Source organism: Niastella vici (assembly GCF_002077945.1).
Classification (GTDB): domain Bacteria; phylum Bacteroidota; class Bacteroidia; order Chitinophagales; family Chitinophagaceae; genus Niastella; species Niastella vici.
This window is the reverse complement of record NZ_LVYD01000002.1, coordinates 173,183-193,355: the sequence shown is the minus strand read 5'-3', so window position 1 is coordinate 193,355 and position 20,173 is coordinate 173,183. Positions and strand designations below refer to the sequence as shown.

The 20,173-nt window shown below is 45.8% G+C and carries 16 protein-coding genes; 12 read left to right on the top strand and 4 right to left on the bottom strand.

All coding sequences use genetic code 11. The features are described from left to right. Nucleotides 1–112: 112 nt before the first annotated feature. Nucleotides 113–466, top strand: coding sequence for an HPF/RaiA family ribosome-associated protein (locus A3860_RS04275; RefSeq protein WP_143773934.1), 354 nt, complete (start codon nt 113–115; stop codon nt 464–466). On the opposite strand, the gene A3860_RS04270 is transcribed toward A3860_RS04275, so the two are convergent. Continuing rightward, on the bottom strand, nt 463–1,095 hold the full coding sequence (locus A3860_RS04270) for a phosphoribosyltransferase (RefSeq protein WP_081145318.1): 633 nt from the start codon (nt 1,093–1,095) through the stop codon (nt 463–465). The genes A3860_RS04275 and A3860_RS04270 overlap by 4 nt on opposite strands. An 86-nt stretch (nt 1,096–1,181) precedes the next feature. Between A3860_RS04270 and A3860_RS04265 the strand changes: the two genes are divergently transcribed. The 3 genes from A3860_RS04265 (at nt 1,182) to A3860_RS04255 (ending at nt 3,612) form a co-directional block, all read left to right on the top strand. After that, complete coding sequence (locus A3860_RS04265; protein ID WP_081145317.1) at nt 1,182–1,397, top strand: hypothetical protein; 216 nt, start codon at nt 1,182–1,184, stop codon at nt 1,395–1,397. 374 nt (nt 1,398–1,771) lie between these two features. After that, complete coding sequence (locus tag A3860_RS04260; RefSeq protein WP_081145316.1) at nt 1,772–2,521, top strand: hypothetical protein; 750 nt, start codon at nt 1,772–1,774, stop codon at nt 2,519–2,521. A gap of 2 nt (nt 2,522–2,523) precedes the next feature. Further along, complete coding sequence (locus A3860_RS04255; protein WP_081145315.1) at nt 2,524–3,612, top strand: sialidase family protein; 1,089 nt, start codon at nt 2,524–2,526, stop codon at nt 3,610–3,612. Here the strand turns inward: A3860_RS04255 and A3860_RS04250 are convergent. After that, nucleotides 3,597–6,191, bottom strand: coding sequence for a cation-translocating P-type ATPase (locus tag A3860_RS04250; RefSeq protein WP_081145314.1), 2,595 nt, complete (start codon nt 6,189–6,191; stop codon nt 3,597–3,599). The genes A3860_RS04255 and A3860_RS04250 overlap by 16 nt on opposite strands. A 235-nt stretch (nt 6,192–6,426) precedes the next feature. Here A3860_RS04250 and A3860_RS04245 point away from each other — a divergent pair, with 235 nt between their 5' ends. Both A3860_RS04245 and A3860_RS04240 read left to right on the top strand, forming a co-directional pair. Next, entirely contained in the window at nt 6,427–8,466 is a 2,040-nt protein-coding gene (locus A3860_RS04245; protein WP_081145313.1) for a glutaminase family protein, read from the top strand. Nucleotides 8,467–8,565: 99 nt separating this feature from the next. Continuing rightward, entirely contained in the window at nt 8,566–9,411 is an 846-nt protein-coding gene (locus A3860_RS04240; RefSeq protein WP_081145312.1) for a metallophosphoesterase family protein, read from the top strand. Nucleotides 9,412–9,548: 137 nt separating this feature from the next. Here A3860_RS04240 and A3860_RS04235 read toward each other — a convergent pair whose 3' ends face one another. Further along, entirely contained in the window at nt 9,549–10,283 is a 735-nt protein-coding gene (locus tag A3860_RS04235; protein ID WP_143773933.1) for a hypothetical protein, read from the bottom strand. Between the two features lie 426 nt (nt 10,284–10,709). Here A3860_RS04235 and A3860_RS04230 point away from each other — a divergent pair, with 426 nt between their 5' ends. Continuing rightward, nucleotides 10,710–11,198 (top strand): GNAT family N-acetyltransferase, encoded by a 489-nt coding sequence (locus A3860_RS04230; RefSeq protein WP_081145310.1) that lies wholly within the window; start codon nt 10,710–10,712, stop codon nt 11,196–11,198. A 51-nt stretch (nt 11,199–11,249) separates the two neighbouring features. On the opposite strand, the gene A3860_RS41465 is transcribed toward A3860_RS04230, so the two are convergent. Beyond that, entirely contained in the window at nt 11,250–11,396 is a 147-nt protein-coding gene (locus A3860_RS41465) for a hypothetical protein (protein ID WP_173820161.1), read from the bottom strand. Between the two features lie 263 nt (nt 11,397–11,659). Here A3860_RS41465 and A3860_RS04225 point away from each other — a divergent pair, with 263 nt between their 5' ends. The 5 genes from A3860_RS04225 to A3860_RS04205 all read left to right on the top strand — a co-directional run bounded on the left by A3860_RS04225 (nt 11,660) and on the right by A3860_RS04205 (nt 20,009). Further along, on the top strand, nt 11,660–12,256 hold the full coding sequence (locus A3860_RS04225) for an RNA polymerase sigma factor (RefSeq protein ID WP_081145309.1): 597 nt from the start codon (nt 11,660–11,662) through the stop codon (nt 12,254–12,256). Nucleotides 12,257–12,345: 89 nt separating this feature from the next. Continuing rightward, entirely contained in the window at nt 12,346–13,545 is a 1,200-nt protein-coding gene (locus tag A3860_RS04220) for a FecR family protein (protein ID WP_081145308.1), read from the top strand. 266 nt (nt 13,546–13,811) lie between these two features. Continuing rightward, nucleotides 13,812–17,372, top strand: a complete 3,561-nt coding sequence (locus tag A3860_RS04215) for a SusC/RagA family TonB-linked outer membrane protein (RefSeq protein WP_081145533.1) — start codon at nt 13,812–13,814, stop codon at nt 17,370–17,372. A gap of 28 nt (nt 17,373–17,400) precedes the next feature. Beyond that, nucleotides 17,401–18,810, top strand: a complete 1,410-nt coding sequence (locus A3860_RS04210; RefSeq protein ID WP_081145307.1) for a RagB/SusD family nutrient uptake outer membrane protein — start codon at nt 17,401–17,403, stop codon at nt 18,808–18,810. A gap of 11 nt (nt 18,811–18,821) precedes the next feature. Next, nucleotides 18,822–20,009, top strand: a complete 1,188-nt coding sequence (locus tag A3860_RS04205; RefSeq protein WP_081145306.1) for a TlpA disulfide reductase family protein — start codon at nt 18,822–18,824, stop codon at nt 20,007–20,009. Nucleotides 20,010–20,173: the final 164 nt, after the last annotated feature.

Genomic DNA, 20,173 nt, shown 5'->3' with positions numbered 1-20,173 from the left:
TGTTATAAGGGAAGGGTGATTGTTGTTGATTAAATAGCCTACTGTTAAACCCCAATATGGGCTCGTGTTTAATTGCATTTATGTTCGTAACTTAGAATATACAACATTTTATATGGCATTCCGATTTGAGTCAATGATAATTGAGATTCATGCCCCGCATTCTGAAGTAAATGAATCCATATTAAAACCAGTGAAAGAGAAAGTGCTGTCATTTTCTCATCTAATAAAAGATATTGTAAAAGCCGAAATTATACTGCGTGATGATGCTGCTGCCGCTCCACAGGAGAATAAGATCTGTGAACTCAGGCTCACCTTGTATGGTGATTCGTTGTTTGTGCATCGGCGATCGGCCAGCTTTGGCGAAAGCGCCTGTTTGGCCGTAGAAGAGTTGGAAAAAGCAGTGCAGGAGCAGGCCAGGCTGCAACAGGGGCTGCCCGATCAAATAACCAGTACGGTAAAAGTTTAAGAACCTGGTGGTGAATGCAGCATTTGTATAACTTCTTCATCTGTCACCTGCGTAAAATCAGCATAAAATTCCCCCACAGAACGGAAATGGGCGGGTATCCAGGTACAAATAAATTCATCGGCTACTTCGCTTAATTTTTCTGCAGCCTGTTGCGACGCTACGGGTACGGCAATTACTATTTTTTTAGGCGCATCATGCCTTATCATTTCAATGGTGCTTAATAATGTATGCCCTGTGGCCACGCCATCATCTATAATGATAACGATTTTGCCATTTACCGGCGTGGGTTTCTTATCGCCCATATACTTTCTGTACATGGCTTTTAATTGCTCCCTGATGTTCACGGTTTGCTGTTGAATATATTCATCAGTGGCAAATGCGTTGGGCGCAATAACCTGCCCCGTAAGGCTTACCGCGCCAATGGCAAATTCCTTGTGCATGGGATGACCGATCTTTTTTGACAGAATGATCTCCAGGGGAAGATGTAAAATTTTTGAAACCGGAAAAGCTACGGGTACGCCACCACGGGGAACGGCCAACGTTATACCATCAACATGATTGTAATGTTGTAAATGCCGGCTCAATGCCAGGCCTGCGTCTATCCGGTCCTGGAACATACTATTAGCCATATCTTACTTATGGAACAATTGTGCCAGCTGTTTTGTTACGGTGTGCTGGAATGGCTTTTGCATTTTCAGGGTGTAAATGAATTACTATGGCCAAGAAAAAGAAACCCGATAATCCAGAGGTCCCTGATCCTGAAACGCCGGAAATAACCCCCGAAATAATTCCCGATAATCCTACTGGTCCGTTCGAAGAGCCTGAGATCGTACCTGAGGATGATCCCGGCGGAACTTCGCCCGGCGAGATCCCTGTGCCCGAACCAGATGAAGGGCCGGGAAAACAGGGCGATAAGCCGGTTACCGGATAGTTACCAGTTCCCGGTTCCCGGTTACCAGGCCTTTAATGCGGAAGCCTGCCTGTAATCAGCCTGCAATAAATTTGAGACCCAGTAACCGGTAACTGGAAACCGGTACCCTTTTCAACATAACCTACTCTATTTCACAATAAAACTCCCTGAAATTGAGTATCACTACAATACCAGCATGGATATTAGCGTTTTACATTGCGCCCTGGCTCAAAATACTAGTAATCAGCGTTTGAACAGGAGGCCGTGCATATAGTACTATTACTGATGCCGGTTTTATATATTTATTAATGTAGATGTACGGCGCGGCAATTGTGTACAGCCCCCGGGTTCGTACCCATTTGTTTTATTTTGTAGCAGTTTATAAAAAATATCCAATGAAAACCCTTTGTATCCGTTGTATCCTATGGGTCTTTTCTGTATTGTTTATTCAGCAGGCAGCACAGGCTCAGGCTGCTCCCACAACGCAACAACCCGTTCCGGCTGCCCCGGATGTTGTTTTACCTCATCAGGCTAAAAAGCCAAAGGTCAAAAAACAATGGAAGTATGCCATTGATATTGACGCCGGATTTGCATCTCCCAACAACAGAGAATTAAGCGATGTTTTCAAAGGCGGGGTTAACGCCTCTATTGGTGTAAAAACAGCTTTCCTGAAAAACAAGCTGTGGGTACGGCCGGTAGGCGGAATGAAATATTATTTTAAGAACATTAATTGGGGTGGAACCGGAAGAGAGGCGTTCCGAACTTTTAAAGCCGGTCTCGAATTGCAATACAATGCATTTGCGGTTAAGAATTATACTTTTTTCCCCCTGTTCAGAGCCGATCAGAACTGGTCATCGAGCCAGCTTACTCAACTGGTGGCCAATAAAGATGCTACTGCTCCCTTTAAAACAACGCACAATGTATTAACAGGTTCCGGTTATTCATTTGCTGCCGGTATCATGGTCGTACGTTCAGGTGATCTGTATGTTAAGCTCAATTACGAATATTATAAACCCGATCTGAAAGTAAATCCTGACCTCGTGCAGGAAATGCTGGCAGCCGGTTACTCAATACCCGATCATAAAGTATTTGATTGCAGTTCAATAAACCTTAGTGTAGGCGTTAATCTGAATTTCAAAAAATAACTATGAAGAAACTATACTTTTTTATAATGGGTTTTCTTACGGGTGTGGTTGTGTGGGGTTGTGGCGATAAGGACCGGTTCCTTTTTAACCAGGTGCCGGCTACACCGCTGCTGAACGTGGAAACCAAGGTATTAATAAAGGATGCCAGTATAATAAATGTGCGGCTCGATAGCACCAATGTTATCCGTGGTTTTAGCACGAGTAATTTCTTTACCACCAGCAACCAGTTCCAGAATTTTTCCTATAACGGCGTGTCGCTGCCCACTACCAAACTGGCGCCGTATAGTTATAACCGCAATACGGTTGTAATAGCTTCCGGTACTTCTGCAGCACCTGTGTTGTATTATTCAATAGACTACGGAAATACCTTTACAGCTGTTACGCCAACATTTAACCCGGTTATCAGCACCACCGGTTTTTATACTACCGACCTGGTTTGCGCCAGCTTTATCGACAGTAATACCCTGATGCTGGCTTATCAGCAAAAAGCGTATACAACGGCCGATAGCCGCAAATTCTATAAATTAAACCTTACCACCAAGGTGGCCACCCGCATAGTTTATTTCGACGATGCTTTTTATCCCGTTAACATAAAGTTCACTGATTACAGAACCGGTTATATGTTGCTGTACAGGAACGCTTCTTACGCCACTTTCATTACCAAAACACTCGATACCGGCCGTACCTGGAGCACACCAGTAGAAATTGCCAAACGCGTGATCACAGGTTTGCAAACCGGTACAAAAGGTACGCTGTGTGCAACGGAAGATTTTGGCAAGGCTTATATGTCGGTCGATAGCGGAAAAACCTGGAAGCAGCCAACAACTGAGCTCAAACTCACCGATGCCTTTATGCTGAATCAGTCGGTTATTTTTGGGATGGACAGTTCAACGCTTTGGAAAAGCATCGATACCGGGGTTACCTGGAATACCGTGCCCAGCACCAATTCCGAATTCCAGAATATGAAGAAACTGCATTTCCAGGACGACCAGAACGGTATCATATATGGTGGCCAGAAGCTGTATATCACCGCCGACGGGGGCTCCAGCTGGAAAGTGCTGTTGTATCCCTATTCTTATATAAATGAATAGGCTTTATTGCCTGTTTTCTTCTTAATGAATTTTTCCAGTTCCACTGCATGAAAAGTGATGGTGGAAAGGATCATACATAATCCTAATTCTATTAAGGTAAGCGGGGCTGTGTTAAATATCTTATTCAGCACCGGAAGATAAATTATTGCCAGTTGTAAAATAAAGGTAAGCGCAATAGCGCCTACGAGCGGTCGATTGGTAAATATGCCCATTCGATAAATGAAATCGTATTCGCTGCGCGATACCATTGCCTGCCCCATTTGGCTAAAGCATAGAACGGTAAACACCATGGTTTGCCAGTGCGCATCACCAATATAAATGGCCCATGCCTGGGTTACCAGGGTTACGGTGGCCATGAGCACCCCCACCCAAACCGTATATATTGCCAGGCCCCGTGCAAAGATGCCTTCGGCAGGACTGCGTGGCGGCCGGTTCATGATCTGTGCATCGGCCTTTTCACTGGCCAGTGCCAGGCCCGGCAAACTATCTGTTACCAGGTTGATCCATAAAATATGGATGGGTAATAACGGCATCGGCAAGCCCACCACCGGGGCCATAAAAATGGTCAGGATCTCAGCAAAATTACAGGCCAGCACATACCGGATGAATTTCCTGATGTTATCATAAATGCGCCGTCCTTCCTTTACGGCTTTTACAATGGTGGCAAAATTGTCGTCGAGCAATATCATGTCCGCCGCTTCCTTCGATACATCGGTACCGGTAATGCCCATGGCCACACCAATGTTTGCCCGTTTCAATGCGGGGGCATCATTGACGCCATCACCGGTCATGGCCACAAACTGTTCCTGCTTTTGCAAGGCTTTTACAATGCGCAATTTCTGTTGAGGCGATACGCGTGCATATACTTTCATTTGGGTGATGCCACCATTGAGGTCTTCGTCGGATAACTTCCCCAGTTCAACACCGGTGACCGTTTTATCTCCTTCCTGTTTCAGTATGCCCATGTCGCGGGCAATAGCGGCTGCTGTTATGGGGTGGTCGCCGGTGATAAGCACCGGCACAATGCCGGCTGTTTTACATTCTGCAATGGCCTGCCGGGCTTCGGGCCGCGGTGGATCTATCATGCCCGCCAGCCCGCAAAATTGTTGATCGCTTTCCAGCGCTACGGCATCGCCGGCTGATGGTAATTGTTTTATGAGTTTACAACTATAGGCAATCACCCGTTGGCCGGCTTCGGCCATGGTATCGCTTCGTTGGGTAACAGGCTGGTGATCTGTTGTATGGCAGATATTTAATATTGACTCCAGGGCGCCCTTGGTGATCACTACAAATGCACCATTCGTTGCATGAACAGTGGTCATCATCTTACGGTCACTGTCAAACGGTAATTCCTGTTTACGGGGAAAGTGTTGTTTCCAGTTGTCGTTATAGCCTTCCTGCTTGCTGGCATATTCAACCAGGGCAACCTCGGTGGGGTCGCCTTTTCGTTTGTTGTTGTCGTTATGATCTTCTTTTGAGTCGTGGTTCAATGCCATCAACAACAGCAGCGCCTGTTCTTTTTGTATCCCGGGAATGGAGAGATCGAATTTATCATGCTGCCAAATGTCCTGCACCGTCATTAGATTTTGCGTAAGCGTACCGGTTTTATCGGTACAGATGTAGGTTACAGAGCCAAGGGTTTCAACAGCGGGCAGCTTGCGGATCAATGCGTTTTTTTTCACCAGCTTTTTAGCGCCCAGGGCCAGCGCAATGGTAATAACGGCCGGCAATGCTTCGGGTATGGCTGCCACGGCCAGGGAGATGGTCGTTAGCAACATGTTCAATGGTTTTTCGCCGCGCAGTATGCCTATGAAATATAGCACTACGCAAATACCCAGTACAATGAACGATAATTTCTTACTGAAGTCGGCGAGGCGTTTTTGTAATGGCGTGGTGCCTTCACGTTCCTGCAGCATGCCGGCAATTTTTCCGATCTCGGTTTGCATACCGGTTGCTACCACCACTCCTTTACCATTACCGGCTGTTACCAGCGTGCTTTTATAGGCCATGTTGATACGATCGCCCAGGGGGGCATCTTCAGCTTGCAATGGATCGGCCGATTTATCGATGGCATGCGACTCGCCCGTCAGTGATGCTTCTTCAATTTTCAGGGAATGGCATTCCAGGATGCGGAGATCTGCGCCCACCATATCACCGGCTTCCAGCAATACTATATCGCCCGGAACAAGAGCTGTTGCCGCAATTTGTTCTACCCGTTTATTTCTTTTTACCCGAACATGAGCAGCCGCCATTTTCTTTAAGGCGTCTATCGCTTTTTCGGCACGGAACTCCTGCGCAAACCCAATAATGGCATTGATGATGATGATTACCAATATTACGATGGCATCTTTCATGTCACCGGCTATAGCCGATACAACCGCGGCTACTATCAATATCAATATCATGACATCCTTGAACTGCAGGGCAAACAACAGCCACGCCGGTTTCTTCTTTTTTTCCTGCAACTGGTTGGGGCCATATTGCTGAATTCGTTTAGCAACTTCATCGGCCAATAAACCATCCCTGGAGCTTTGCAGTTCTTTAAAAACGGCTTCTATAGTGGATGTATGCCAGTTCATTTATAATATTAATTTTTAAAATGTAACAAATTGAGCAAATTCTGAAACGCAGGGAATAAAAGGAGTCTGCCAGATGAACTTATTTCACGTTTCATTACTGATTATTACAGTTTTGAATTGCTGAACGCTTAAATTAGGCCATTGATCTAAATTGCATACTAACACATGCAATATTCCGGCCTGATTATAGTCATCTGAAGATTGAAATCAATACACTAAATTATTTGTGCTGCATATGAAATATACCATTTTACTGCCTGTTTTCCTGCTTTTTTCAGTTATTAGTTATCCGCAATTACAAAAAGCGCCTGCTTATCCATTAATTACGCACGACCCTTATTTCAGCATTTGGTCATTTACCGATGACCTCACTAGCGGTTCTACCAAACACTGGACGGGGGCTGAACAGCCGTTGACGGGGTGGATAAGGGTAGACAGTTTTACCTATCGTTTTATGGGGCAGCGCAAAAAGGAGATGGAAGATGTAGTTAATGAAAATCTGGCAAAAGAAAACTGGCCACCTATTGCTGCCGCAACACAAAAAAAAGTAACTATTACAGCCACGCGAACCAGCTACCAGTTCAGCTGTGGTATGGTCGATCTGCAGTTACAATTTACTTCGCCCTTATTATTGAATAATTGGGCGGTGTTAACGCGCCCCATATCTTATATTACGGTAACACTGAAATCGAACGATGGCAAGGTGCACGATGTGCAGGTGTACCTGGGTGTATCAACCAACGCTTGTGTTAATAAACCAGAACAGGAGGTTACTGCTAAAAAATATCTTATCAACGATGGGTTACAGGTGATACAGGCGGGCTCCGCCGCACAACCGGTATTACAGAAGAAAGGCGATGATCTGCGCATCGATTGGGGATACCTGTATATGGCTGCGCCAAAACTGGCCAAAACGGAACAATCTATTTCAGAAGAAGAGGTGGCCGTGCCGTTTCTTGTTCGCGAGCCGGTTTCAGTAGCCGGTAAACAATTGGTATTAGGTACGAATTTACCGCCTGTTAAAACGAACAATATCGCGAAGGAACAGTTCATTATGCTTGGCTACGACGACATTTATTCCGTTCAATATTTTAATCAGAACCTGCCGCCGGTATGGCGGGCCGAAGGCCGCACTATTGAGAAGGAGCTGGCCCAGGCAGCAGCAGACTACAAAACAATCATGCAACAATGCACGGCCTTCGATCAGCAATTATATAACGATGCCAAAAAAGCCGGTGGCGAAAAATATGCGCAACTGTGCATAGCGGCTTACCGCCAGAGTATTGCGGCGCACAAGATCGTAAAAGACCCTAATGGCGAATTATTATTCCTGTCGAAAGAGAATTTCAGCAATGGTTCAATAAATACGGTTGATGTAACTTATCCATCGGCGCCTTTGTACCTGCTGTACAATCCCAACCTGTTAAAGGGCATGTTGAATGGTATTTTTTATTACAGCGAAAGCGGTAAGTTCACCAAACCATTTGCAGCGCATGATCTGGGTACGTATCCCATTGCAAATGGACAAACCTATGGTGAAGATATGCCGGTGGAAGAATCGGGCAATATGATCATTCTCACTGCTGCCATCGCCAAAGCGGAAGGCAACGCCAATTATGCCAGAAAGCATTGGAAATCGCTTACAACCTGGGCCAACTACTTAAGCCGGGAAGGGCTTGACCCCGCCAACCAGTTGTGCACCGATGATTTTGCCGGCCATCTGGCACGCAACGCGAACTTATCGGTAAAAGCCATTGTAGCACTGGGTTGTTATGTTATGCTGGCCGATATGCTGAATGAAAAAGATACGGCTGTAAAGTACCTCAGCATGGCAAAATACATGGTCACCCAATGGATGAAGCTGGCCAATGATGGCGATCACTACGCGTTGACCTTTTCTGACAAAAACACCTGGAGCCAGAAGTACAACCTGGCCTGGGATAAAATATTAGGACTGCATTTGTTCCCGGCCGAAGTGTATGAGAAAGAGGTGCGGTATTATCTCACCAAACAAAATACCTTTGGCCTGCCACTGGATAGCCGGAAAACCTATACCAAGTCAGACTGGATCCTGTGGACGGCTACGCTGGCCAGCAAACCGGCCGATTTTGAAGCGCTCATAAAACCGGTTTATACGTATCTTACAGCTACGCCAACCCGGGTGCCGCTGAGCGACTGGCACGAAACCACCGATGGAAAACAGGTTGGGTTTCAGGCCCGCAGTGTAGTGGGAGGGTATTTTATGAAGATGTTGGAAGGTAGATTTAACAAGTAATTAATGAGCTATTGAATTATTAAGTTATTAAGTTCGTAAGTTCTTAAGTGGTTGCGACCAAACTCATTAACTGAATAATTCAAAAACTGAAAAACTTACATGGATCGTCGGCAGTTCCTTAGAAACACATCACCGGTGTTGCTGTTACTGACAAACGGCAAGTCGTTATATCGTTCTGCTTTATCGCTGGCGGGTGAACGTGATAAAGTGAAGTTTCGTTTTGCCGTGGCGAGTGATGGGCATTTTGGGCAACTCCAAACCACCTGGGAAAATGATTATAACAGCGTTGTTCAGCATATAAACCAGCAACATCAGCTACACAGGCTGAAAACCTGTATCATCAACGGCGATATCATTCATAACGACCCGGCCATGTTGCCGCTGGCCAAAAAACAACTCGATCAATTGAAAATGCCCTACTATGTTACGCAGGGCAATCATGATATGGTGAATGAGGAAGTTTGGCAAAAGACCTGGAACATGCCATTCAATCATTCGTTCGTTATAAACAAGCAGGTGTTCCTGCTGGCCACCACTTCAAATGAAAAGGGCGAATATCTTTGTCCAGACCTTGACTGGATGCGTTCCCAGCTCGAGAAATACAAGCATGCGCCCAATGTCTTTATCGCCATCCATATTACCCCGGTTAAATGGACCGACAATGGCAAGGATTGTCCGGAGTTTATCACGCTGCTGAAAGATTATAAAAATGTTCGGGCGGTGTTCAACGGGCACGACCACGACCAGGACGATATGAAAGAAAAAGAAGGCATTCCCTTCCTGTTCGATTCGCATATCGGTGGCAGCTGGGGCACTACGTATAAAGGCTTCCGCATGGTAGAAGTAATGCACGACAACACCATTGCCACGTATATCTTAAATCCCGAAACCAAACTGAACGAACATATACTGCCCCATAGGAACATTGTTGAGATTGATGCGTGAGCTTAACTGAACCAGTATTTTTCTATCAATTGTTTATCGATCCCTTTTTTTCGGGCGCGGCGGGCGCTTTGTGGCCGGTATGGGGAACCCGGTGTTACATGAATTGTAAAATAAAGTGAATGAACCGGATGGGGTGTTTAGTGAATAAAATCAACCTTGCCTTTCAGGTCCTGCTCGGCGCTGTGCAGGTAGTCGTAATCTGACCGGGAATAAATTTCCAGTGAATAGGAGGTGGTGTATGCGTTCATGGTGGTGAGGTTGATGACCTGGTCATTTAATTTATACACCCGGGTTATCAATGGGGCATTATACATTACGTAAGAATCCTTTTCGGGAATTTGCAGAATGCCGATCTCATTGATGATTGACCTGAACGTTTCGAGGTCGCCGAAACTGAAACGGAGGGAATGAGAGAATGTATGTTTGTCGTAGTTTTTTAATTGCAGGGCGATGGTGCTGAATAAATAGAATTTGGGCAGGGTGATAGTAATGGAATTGGTGAACAGGGTAGTGGCGTTTAATTTGGTATCTACCTGGCTCAGGTATTCGATCCAGGCGGGGGCATCGAATTTGGTGTTTTCAAGCAGTTGGGTTTGAAAAAGCAAGGTATTGGGGTTGCCTTCCTTTTTAAGGTTGAGGGCCAGGGAATCAAGGAAATGTCTCACGCGCAATTGAAAGATGCTGCTGTCAACCTCTTTTAATGAAGTAGTGCCTTTTAGCTTCCAGGAGCCGGTTTCAACATAATCCTGTATGCTGATGAGGGAAGCTTTTTGCAGCGATAATAATTTAGTGAGGCTGATGTTTTGACCACAAAGCGCGCCGGGCGCAAGGGAAGGGGCAAATAGTATCCACGTGTAAAGCAGTCGTCTCATAACCATGATAACAATGAAGCAACTAATATACTCACTTTAGAACTGGTTCCACCCCAAGCCGGCAAATACCTTCATTTAATTTGATCATTATCAATAAATACAGAAGACTTCTTGTATTTCGGTTATGAGTAACGGCAACTAACGTTTTTTGAATTATAAGCCTATAACCTTATAATTAGCAATTATAAGGTTATAGGCTTATATTATCATAAGGTGTAATATTTGGTGGTTTTTGTACTGATAAGAGCTGGACTTCCCCCGGCCTGTACTACAACATTATTGATATGAGCCTTAATGGTAACCTGAAGAAGAATGTTGCGCCTGCTTAATTTTATCGCAGATTATAACATTACCGGTCCGTTAAATGCCAGGAGGAGCTAAGATATTGGGGATGGCGTAAAAAGATCTTATGTACATTTACAAACAATGGAAATAAGAATAGAACCTTATACTGATCAGTATAAACAGCAAGTCATTGATCTGATAGTGCCAATTCAGCAAGAAGAATTTAATATACCTATAACCGCAGCCGACCAGCCCGATCTGCAGCAGATACCCGATTTTTATCAGAAAGATAATGGGAACTTCTGGCTGGCCATTGCCGATGGAAAAGTCGTTGGCACCATTTCGTTATTAGATATCGGTTATCACCAGGGAGCATTACGGAAAATGTTCGTTCACCGGAATTACCGCGGCAAAGAACATGGTACCGGGCAATTGTTATTAAATACCCTGCTTGCATGGGCGCAGGAGAAAGGGTATACCGAAATATATCTCGGCACAACTGTGAAGTTCCTCGCCGCGCATCGTTTTTATGAGAAGAATAATTTTAAAGAAGTGACCATCGCTGAATTGCCTGTGCAATTTCCCAGGATGGAGGTGGATGTGAAGTTTTACAGGTATGGGGTGGAGTAGGGGGAATAAAAAAAGCCCTGGGAGGGTTTTCTATATTTTTTCTAACTACTTTTACTTGGTGGTGATGAATTCCTTGGGGACTCCATATTTTTTGAAAATTTCTCGGGCTTTTTCCATCTTTTTAACAAAAAATTCCTCCTTGCTATAATCTCTCATAGCTTTATCAACCTTCACTTGAGTTTCTTTTTGTTTTTTCATTCTAGTTGATTTTATACCCGCGAAGTAACGGTTAATTGGATTCTAAAAATCATTGGGTTAAATTATTGATCAGGACAAAGGCTACTGGTTCTAACTTGATTATAATCAATAGATGTATTTAAATGGCTTATTTTAGACAGCATTATTTCTGCGGCAGCTTGTCGCACAATTTGGATTTCAACCCCTTTTTCCAGCACCACTCATTTGGCTCTCCCAATTTTTTGCCCGGCTATCATATAAGATTTTATTATTTTTAGCCCTGAGTGTCAGACCAACCAATATATAATGAGCGGGATCTGTTGCAGCAGGCGGCTGCCGGCAATCAGGATGCTTTTGCCCGCATTTTTGAAACCTACAGGCAACGCCTGTACACCTACCTGCTGGGCATCACCAAAGCGGCTGAAGTAGCTGAAGATATTCTGGTCGACGTATTTATGAAACTCTGGATTGGCCGGGAAATGCTTCCCCGCATCGAAAGCCTCGAAGGGTTCCTGCATAAAGTGGCTTACAACAAAGCCATGGATTTCTTTAAAACAACCGCCCGTCATGCCCGTCTTCAACAGGTGTATGCACAACGTTTAAGCGATCAGGCCGAACGCTCGCTCGAAGACTGGCTCATTGATGAAGAATGCCGCCGCATTTTACAGAATGCTATAAATCAATTACCTCCGCAACGCAAGCTCATTTATACCCTAAGCCGCGAACAGGGATTAACCTATGAAGAAATAGCCCAGGCCCTGCATCTTTCCCGCAACACTGTCAAAAGTACAATTATGGCGGCCACCCGCTCAATCAGCGAATACCTGCAAAAAAATTATCCTGGCAATGCCGCGCTTTCCTGCCTTTTACTGCTTGTTTAGGCCCTTTTCAAAAAAAAAATAAAAAAAAGTTAATCATTCGATAGCCCTTTTTCTTCGCTCGTGCCGTCGTAATGGTATAACCTGTTGCCATGAGCATACAAAACGACCGGCTGCAATACCTGGTAAACCAGTACCTGAGCGACAAAAGTACGCCTGAAGAGTTGCAGGAATTCTGGCAACACATCAGGGATTTAAAGGATGAAAGCCCCATGCAGGAAGCATTGCAAAACCTGTGGACGCAGTCACAGGCGGGCAACGATACGCCGGCCATAGGGTGGCAACCTGTTTTGCAACAGGTGTATGCCCGCGCCAATGCAGCTGAGGCAACAGAAAAAGTAGTGCCTTTACATAAGCGTAGTATTATTCGCTGGGTGGCCGCCGCAGTAGTAATTTTGTCTGTAGGAATGGCGGGCTACTGGCTATTAAATAAGCCTTCCGGTTCCGCCAAAATTGTGGAAACAGGTACAACCAACAAACAGGATGTGGCCGCGCCGCAAAACAATCGCGCCACCATTACGCTGGGAAATGGAAAAACGATCTATCTCGACAGCGCCGCCAGCGGTTCCCTGGCCACCGAGGGAAATGTGCAGCTGGTGAAACTGGCCGACGGACAAATTGCCTACAATGGTTCTGCCAACGAAATAGTTTACAATACCCTTACCAATCCCATGGGCAGCAAAGTGATCGATATGAAGCTTTCTGACGGAAGCCATATCTGGCTCAATGCCGGCTCATCCATTACCTATCCGGTTGCCTTTGTTGGAAATGAACGCAAGGTTGACATAAGCGGTGAAGTGTATTTTGAAGTAGCCCATAATGCCGCCATGCCCTTCAGGGTACATCATGGCGCCATGGAAGTACAGGTACTGGGTACTCATTTTAACATCAACGCTTATGACGACGAGCCCGCTATAAAAGTGACTTTGCTCGAAGGATCGGTGAAAGTGTCGTCAATGGTGAATGGTCAATCGTCAATGCTGAAACCAGGTGAACAGGCCGCCCTTTCCCAATCATCCCAATTATCTCAACCTATCCCAGTACAGACTGAACAGGTTATGGCCTGGAAGAACGGCCTGTTCAGTTTTACCAGCGCCGATCTCAAGACCGTAATGCGGCAGTTGTCGCGCTGGTACAATATCCAGGTAAAATATGAAGGCGAAATACCTGTTCGCAAATTCAGTGGAGAAATTACCCACGACCTTACCTTATCTCAACTAATGAATGGATTGCAATCATTGGGCATCAAATTCTCTATTGAAGGCCGCACAATGATCGTGCGACAAAAATGAATGAATACACTAATTGAATGATCGATAACCTTGCCTGAACGAAAGTTCAACGTGCTGCCAAACAAAAGCCAGAATCCCGCTGGGGCGGGATCCTGGCCGGCGTTTGAGTTTGTAGCAGTATGTTGTGGAGGACTGCTTTCCCGTCCCGATAGCTATCGGGATCGGGACTAAAGATTACATAACCCAAACAATGCAAATCTATGCAAATTGATGCGCTATTCCGTCATGGCGTAAGGCGGAAGCTTTTTACCAAAACTTTGCTCATTATGAAGTTCACGGCAATCCTTTTACTGGCCACCTGCTTACAGGTATCCGCAAAGGTGTTTTCACAATCGGTCACATTCTCCGGTAAAGATGTACCGCTCAAAAATGTATTCAATGCGGTGAAAGATCAAACCGGATATGTTTTCTTTTTTGATGAAGACCTGTTGAAGGGCACAAGGCCTGTTACCATTTCGGCAAAAAATATGCTGCTCGAGGAATTCCTGAGAGAGGCGCTGAAAAGCCAGCCCCTGAAATATTCTATTCAGGGCAAAACCATTTTTTTATCCGGGGCGCCTGCACCAGTGAATGCACAACAGATCAACAATGTAAAAGTATCGGGTATCGTGTTTTCGCCCGACAGGCAACCTGTACCCGGGGCTTCGGTGGGGGTGAAGGGAACCGCTATTGGTACTTCCACCGGCGAAGGCGGCATGTTTACATTGAACGAGGTAAATGAAAATGCCGTGATCCAGATCACCTCAGTGGGCTTCCTTACAAAGGAAATTGCCATTGCCCGGCTGCGGTCGGGTAATGAAATACCCGGTGTGAAACACCTTTCAGGCGACAATACCGCCATCAATTTTGAAGTGGTATTGACAAGGACCGATGATACGCTCGATGCCATCGTCATCAATAACTATTCAACCGGCTACCAAACGCTGAGCAAGGAACGCGCCACCGGCGCTTTTGCAACCGTTACCGCCGGTTCATTTAAACAACAACGCCTCAGCTCGCTGAGTTCCCTGCTCGAAGGTCGCGTTGCCGGTTATAACAATGGCATTATACGGGGAACCACTTCTATGAACGGTGTTACCAGCCCCCTGTATGTGATCGATGGTTTTCCGGTTGAGAATACTTCGTATACCAACAACGGCAATACACTGACAGAAAATTTACCAGGCCTTAACCTGGAAGACATAGAAAAGATCACCGTGCTGAAAGATGCGGCGGCTGCTTCTATCTATGGCGCCCGCGCTGCCAATGGAGTAGTGGTCATCGTTACTAAAAAAGCAAAGAAGGGAAAACCGCAGGTCAGTGCCAGCAGCACTTTTACGGTTCAACCCTATAACTATTATACCGGCCGGCTCGCGAATTCAGCCGATATGGTCGACCTGGAAAAAGAATGGGCGGCCAATAATACCAATTTACAGGGCGCCAGTGCGGCTACCTATGCAAACAACATGCTCACCAATAATATATATCAGAACCAGGGTGTAAAAGCATATCTTAATTACTATGCGGGAAAGACCAGTCAGCAGGACCTGAACAACACGCTTGACCAGCTTTCGCAAAACGGGTATAAATATTACGACGACTTGTCGAAATATGCCAAGCGTAATACCTTCCTGCAGCAGTACAATATCAGCGTAGCAAATGCCAGCGACAAAAACGCATTTTATACCTCTGTAACCTATCGCAACAATGCGCTGGAAGATAAATATTCAGCCAGCAAGAACCTGGGGGTGAACCTGCGTAACACCGCCTACCTCACCAAATGGCTCGATCTGGAGCTGAGCTCCTATCTGCAATACATCGATCAGCAAAAACAAACCTACGACCCGTTGTTGCCCGGTTATAATTATATGCCCTATGATCAGTTGGCATATGATGATGGTTCTCATTTCACGTCTACCGCAGCATCGCGCCTGAGTGCCAATACCATGAACATCATCAACACGTACAAGTTGTACAACATGGATATTACGCCGCTCGATGAGATCAGCAGGAACATCGGCAATACCAAAACCTTTATGAGCCGCAGTTATGCAAAGCTGAATATAAAGTTTGCAAAATGGCTCACCTATCAGGTGTCGTTCCAGTACGAGAACAACAATGAGCGGTATAGCCTGCTGTACGATAAGAATAGTTATTATGTACGCAACCGCGTAAACAGCTTTGCCCAATATACAGCTGCCAGTGGCTTCCAGTATCTGTTGCCTTATGGAAATATTTATAACCGGCAAACGCAGCAGAGTACGGGGTACAACTATCGCCAGCAGCTGAACTTTGATAAGTCATTTGGCGGGCATCATAATATTACTGCGATCCTTGGTTCCGAAACAAAGAACATGAAGCTGGAGCTCAATAACCAAACGCAGTATAACTATGATCCCAGTGTGCTTAACTATACTATGGTGAATGCTGCCAGCCTGGCCAGCGCCAGCGGGTTATTATTGGGTGGTACTTTTGCTGCCAGCGACCTGGGATATGACCGGGAACTGGTGAACCGTTTTGTATCTTTTTATGGTAATGTAGGCTACTCCTATAATGATAAGTACCTGTTAACGGGTAGCCTTCGCTGGGACCGCAGTAACCTGTGGGGAACCGATTCAAAATACCAGAACAAACCATTGTGGTCAGTTGGTGCTGGCTGGAATATTTATAAAGAAGGTTTCTTTACGCCCGGTTTTGTTAGCTTCCTGAAGCTGCGCAGCTCGTATGGTATTGGCGGAAATATTGCCAAAAATTCCGCACCGTATATGACAGCGTATTACAGCTCCAATTTACTGCTCGGTGGTACGCAAGGCTCTATTAGCAATCGGCCCAATCCGCTGTTGTCGTGGGAGCGCACTTTCACCGGTAATATCGGGGTGGACTTCGCCATGTACAACAACCGCATCACCGGTTCTATAGATTACTACAACAAGCAGGGCAAAGACCTGCTGGCAAGTACCCAGGGTGTGCCCACCGAAGGTTGGGGTTACTCTACCTATACGATCAACAACGGTCGAATGACCAACAACGGTATCGAAACTACTATCAGTGCCGATATCATAAAATCAAAAGACTGGAGATGGAACCTTACCAGCCTCATTGCATTTAACAAGAACAAAGTGACCTATGTGAATGTAGAAGCGCCGGTATACTTTCTGCAACTCGATTACGCGAATGCCTATCCCCGGGTTGGCGATCCTTTCAACTCGATCTATAGTTATCAGTGGGCGGGTTTAAGTGATAAAGGACTGCCGCAGGTTTATAACGAAAAAGGCGATAAGGTCACTACTTCACCAACCACCTTACAGTCGATCGTATACAGTGGTACCACCGTGCCCAAATACAGCGGTTCCTTCAGCAGCTCGCTCGATTACAAAAACTTTACGTTTGCCTTCCTGGTCACTTATGAGGGTGGGCATAAAATAAGAAATACCACTGATCTGCCTATGTTGGGCTACCAGTACAGCGGTATTGCAGGCACTTATTTGACCAAGTTTGGTCCTGTGAACAAACGCATCACGCAACGTTGGATGAAACCAGGCGATGAAGCTACCACCGATGTGCCCAAAGCCCTGTTTGCAGAAGCATCTGGCTTTAGCTCCAGTGTATACGATATGTATAACCGGGCATCCATTAATGTGCTGAATGCCGGTAACATCCGCCTGCGTAATATTTCCCTGGCCTACAATCTGCTTTCGCGTATTACCAGACCCGCATTTATTGAAAGCGCGCGGTTGCAATTTAATGTGGAGAATGCGTTCACCATTGCGGCCGACAAAAACGCCAAGTACCTGTTAAATGGTTATAACAGGCCAAATTATGTATGGGGATTGTACCTCGGGTTTTAATCTGTAAACAATTTTAAAAAGAAAGGCTATGAAGTCTAACATAACTATAAATATTGTGCTGTTGCTGTTAGTGGTTGGTTTGGGTTCCTCCTGTAAAAAATATTTGGATGTATTGCCTAAAGGCCAGAAGATCCCGACAACCCTGGCCGATTTTGAGGCCCTTGTAAGGGATGAATACACAAACCACCGGGCGCCGGTAACACAATCGGTGTTACTGTTGAATGATCGCTGGGAAAGCCAGTCGAACCTGAATTATTACACATTGTGGAAGCCCAACTATATGTGGGATGAAAGCGCTAACAGGGTCAGTTTGAATAATGCTGATGAAAGCACCTATTATACCGCGTATGCTGCGATTTCTACTTTCAATCTTATTTTACAATATGCGCCGTCGGCAACAGAAGCAACCGATGCCGATAAAAGCACCCTGATAGCACAGGCCAAACTGGGCCGCGCCATGCATTATTTCATTCTCGTAAACTATTATGCCGATACGTATGAAGCTTCCAATGCAGCTTCCAAACTGGCTGTGCCGCTGATCGAAAGCGCTGATATCAATGCGCCGTTTAAACAGGTCACGATTCAGGAAATGTATGATTATATCATCAAAAATGTAACGGAAGCTATTCCCGACCTGCCGGTGAAAGGCGCCACCATAATACATGGTACAAAAGGGGCCGCATATGCTTTCCTGGCCCGGGTATACCTGCAAATGAGCGATTATGATAAAGCGCTGTCATATGCCGACCAGGCGCTTGCCCAGAATGCACAACTGTTCGATTATCCTGCTTTTTACACTTCCTATAAAACGCAGATAGAGCAGGCGGGTGTTTATCCCAGTTTGCCATCACCCAGAGGGTATGATTATATCGAGAACTACATCATGATGCATGGGGAAGTTATTTACAGTAAAAGGGATTGGCCGTTACGAGTAGACAGGGCTGCCCGTTTTGAAACCGGCGATGCCCAGCTGGCATCACGCTGGAAATTGAGAACGGTGGGCGCCGATACATACTATTACGGAATAACAACCGGCCGGTATAATGAAGGCGGTATCACTACCGCAGAAGTGTACCTGATAAAAGCCGAATGCCTGGCGCGTAAGAATGACCTCGCCGGCGCTATGACTGCCCTGAATGCCGTGCGGGTGAAACGTATTTTCCCGGCCAGTTATGTTGCGTTAACAGCCAGCAGCACACAGGAAGCGATCGGCTATATCCGCCGCAGCAAAGAGAATGAAACGCTTTTCGGCATTGTAGCGTTTGGCGATTTGCGCCGGTATAATAAAGACCCGCTGTATGCCAGAACATACACTAAAACAGAGAACGGGGTTACGGTTAGCCTGAAACCAGCATCGCCTCTGTACACCATGCCATTCCCCCTGGGCGCTATCAAGAACCCCGGTAACGGCACTATTCAGCAGAACGTAAACCAATAATACACTTATCAATGAAACAAGCATTAATCAAAAAAGTAGGGTATGCCATGGCCGCCTTGTTGGTGGCGGGGTCGTTGTACGCCTTTCAACGGGCAGCAAAGTACACGCTGACCGGCGAATTCAAAGAACTGGCCGATGGTACTAAAATAGAACTGATACCGGGCGGTACGCATAAGAACGAAAAACCAGTGGCAGAAACGATAGTGAGGAACGGCAAATTTGTATTCACCGGTAATGTTAGTGAGCCACGGATTTTTGTCATAAAAATAGCGGGCGAAGATTACAGCCGGTTCCGCGTGATGGTAGAGAATGCAGCTATTCATGTGACCGGCCGTGTAACGGCGAAAGAAATGAATGGTTCTACGTCACATCAGTTCAATGACCTGAAGGTTATTGGCAGCAAGGCGCACGATGAATTCCTGCGCAAGACTTCGTTACGTGAAAGGCTGGAGGCATTGTATAAAGCTTACCACGACAATAATAAAGAAATACTGGCGCAACTGGATTCGGCACGGGTAAAGAAAGATACCACACTGCAGAAGCAGTTGGCTGCTTCGGATGCCTATAAAAAATTTGCTAACGATGAGAAGGCATTCTTTACTACTGTTGAGGATTCTATAAAGGGATTGATCCTCGCTAACAAAGACAGCTGGTGGGGGCCCTTCCTGATGCTGGATCAATTGAACTATTTCACCCCAAAAGAGAAAGCTATTTTTGAACAGTTCTCGAAAGAAGCGAAGGAAAGCTATTATGGTAAAGTTGTGCAGGCCGACCTGTATCCTAAAAGTTATGTTGGTTTGAAAGCGCCTTCGCTGGCGTTTGTAGATTCAGCACAAAAGCCGGTTTCATTTGCTTCCATCGCCAAAGGAAAGAAATATGTGGTCATCGATTTCTGGGCTTCCTGGTGTAATCCCTGCCGCAAAGCAATCCCTGCCTTAAAGCAATTCTACCAGGAAATGAGCAGCAATGGGATAGAGATCATCAGCGTATCGATCGACAAAAAAGAAGCCGACTGGGTGAAAGCCAATACCGCCGAGGCATTTCCCTGGCACAGTTACCTCGACCGTGCCGGTTTGGCCGATGCGTATAATGTAAAAGCAATACCTGCCATGTTCCTGCTCACCGGGGAAGGGAAAGTAGTAGCCGAAAATGTTTCGTTGGAAGAGATCAAAACGAAGCTCAGCCCCCCAGCCCCCTAAAGGGGAGTATAAATGCTTTCAGGGCGAGCCTTCCACCAATTGGCGGAAGGCTCGCTTTTTTTTCAAGTCAATACTTTAGTCCGCAAATTGGCCCGCCAACACTGATTTCACATACAAATTTCTGCAATTCACATACAATTTATTGCATATACTATTGTCCTGTT

What these genes read in the sequence shown, in the direction of transcription:
- A3860_RS04235 (WP_143773933.1), bottom strand. Translation starts at nt 10,283, where the DNA reads ATGAGACGACTGCTTTACACGTGGATACTATTTGCCCCTTCCCTTGCG.
- A3860_RS04245 (WP_081145313.1), top strand. Translation starts at nt 6,427, where the DNA reads ATGAAATATACCATTTTACTGCCTGTTTTCCTGCTTTTTTCAGTTATT.
- A3860_RS04210 (WP_081145307.1), top strand. Translation starts at nt 17,401, where the DNA reads ATGAAGTCTAACATAACTATAAATATTGTGCTGTTGCTGTTAGTGGTT.
- A3860_RS04265 (WP_081145317.1), top strand. Translation starts at nt 1,182, where the DNA reads ATGGCCAAGAAAAAGAAACCCGATAATCCAGAGGTCCCTGATCCTGAA.
- A3860_RS04220 (WP_081145308.1), top strand. Translation starts at nt 12,346, where the DNA reads ATGAGCATACAAAACGACCGGCTGCAATACCTGGTAAACCAGTACCTG.
- A3860_RS04260 (WP_081145316.1), top strand. Translation starts at nt 1,772, where the DNA reads ATGAAAACCCTTTGTATCCGTTGTATCCTATGGGTCTTTTCTGTATTG.
- A3860_RS04215 (WP_081145533.1), top strand. Translation starts at nt 13,812, where the DNA reads ATGAAGTTCACGGCAATCCTTTTACTGGCCACCTGCTTACAGGTATCC.
- A3860_RS41465 (WP_173820161.1), bottom strand. Translation starts at nt 11,396, where the DNA reads ATGAAAAAACAAAAAGAAACTCAAGTGAAGGTTGATAAAGCTATGAGA.
- A3860_RS04270 (WP_081145318.1), bottom strand. Translation starts at nt 1,095, where the DNA reads ATGGCTAATAGTATGTTCCAGGACCGGATAGACGCAGGCCTGGCATTG.
- A3860_RS04205 (WP_081145306.1), top strand. Translation starts at nt 18,822, where the DNA reads ATGAAACAAGCATTAATCAAAAAAGTAGGGTATGCCATGGCCGCCTTG.
- A3860_RS04275 (WP_143773934.1), top strand. Translation starts at nt 113, where the DNA reads ATGGCATTCCGATTTGAGTCAATGATAATTGAGATTCATGCCCCGCAT.
- A3860_RS04255 (WP_081145315.1), top strand. Translation starts at nt 2,524, where the DNA reads ATGAAGAAACTATACTTTTTTATAATGGGTTTTCTTACGGGTGTGGTT.
- A3860_RS04240 (WP_081145312.1), top strand. Translation starts at nt 8,566, where the DNA reads ATGGATCGTCGGCAGTTCCTTAGAAACACATCACCGGTGTTGCTGTTA.
- A3860_RS04250 (WP_081145314.1), bottom strand. Translation starts at nt 6,191, where the DNA reads ATGAACTGGCATACATCCACTATAGAAGCCGTTTTTAAAGAACTGCAA.
- A3860_RS04230 (WP_081145310.1), top strand. Translation starts at nt 10,710, where the DNA reads ATGGAAATAAGAATAGAACCTTATACTGATCAGTATAAACAGCAAGTC.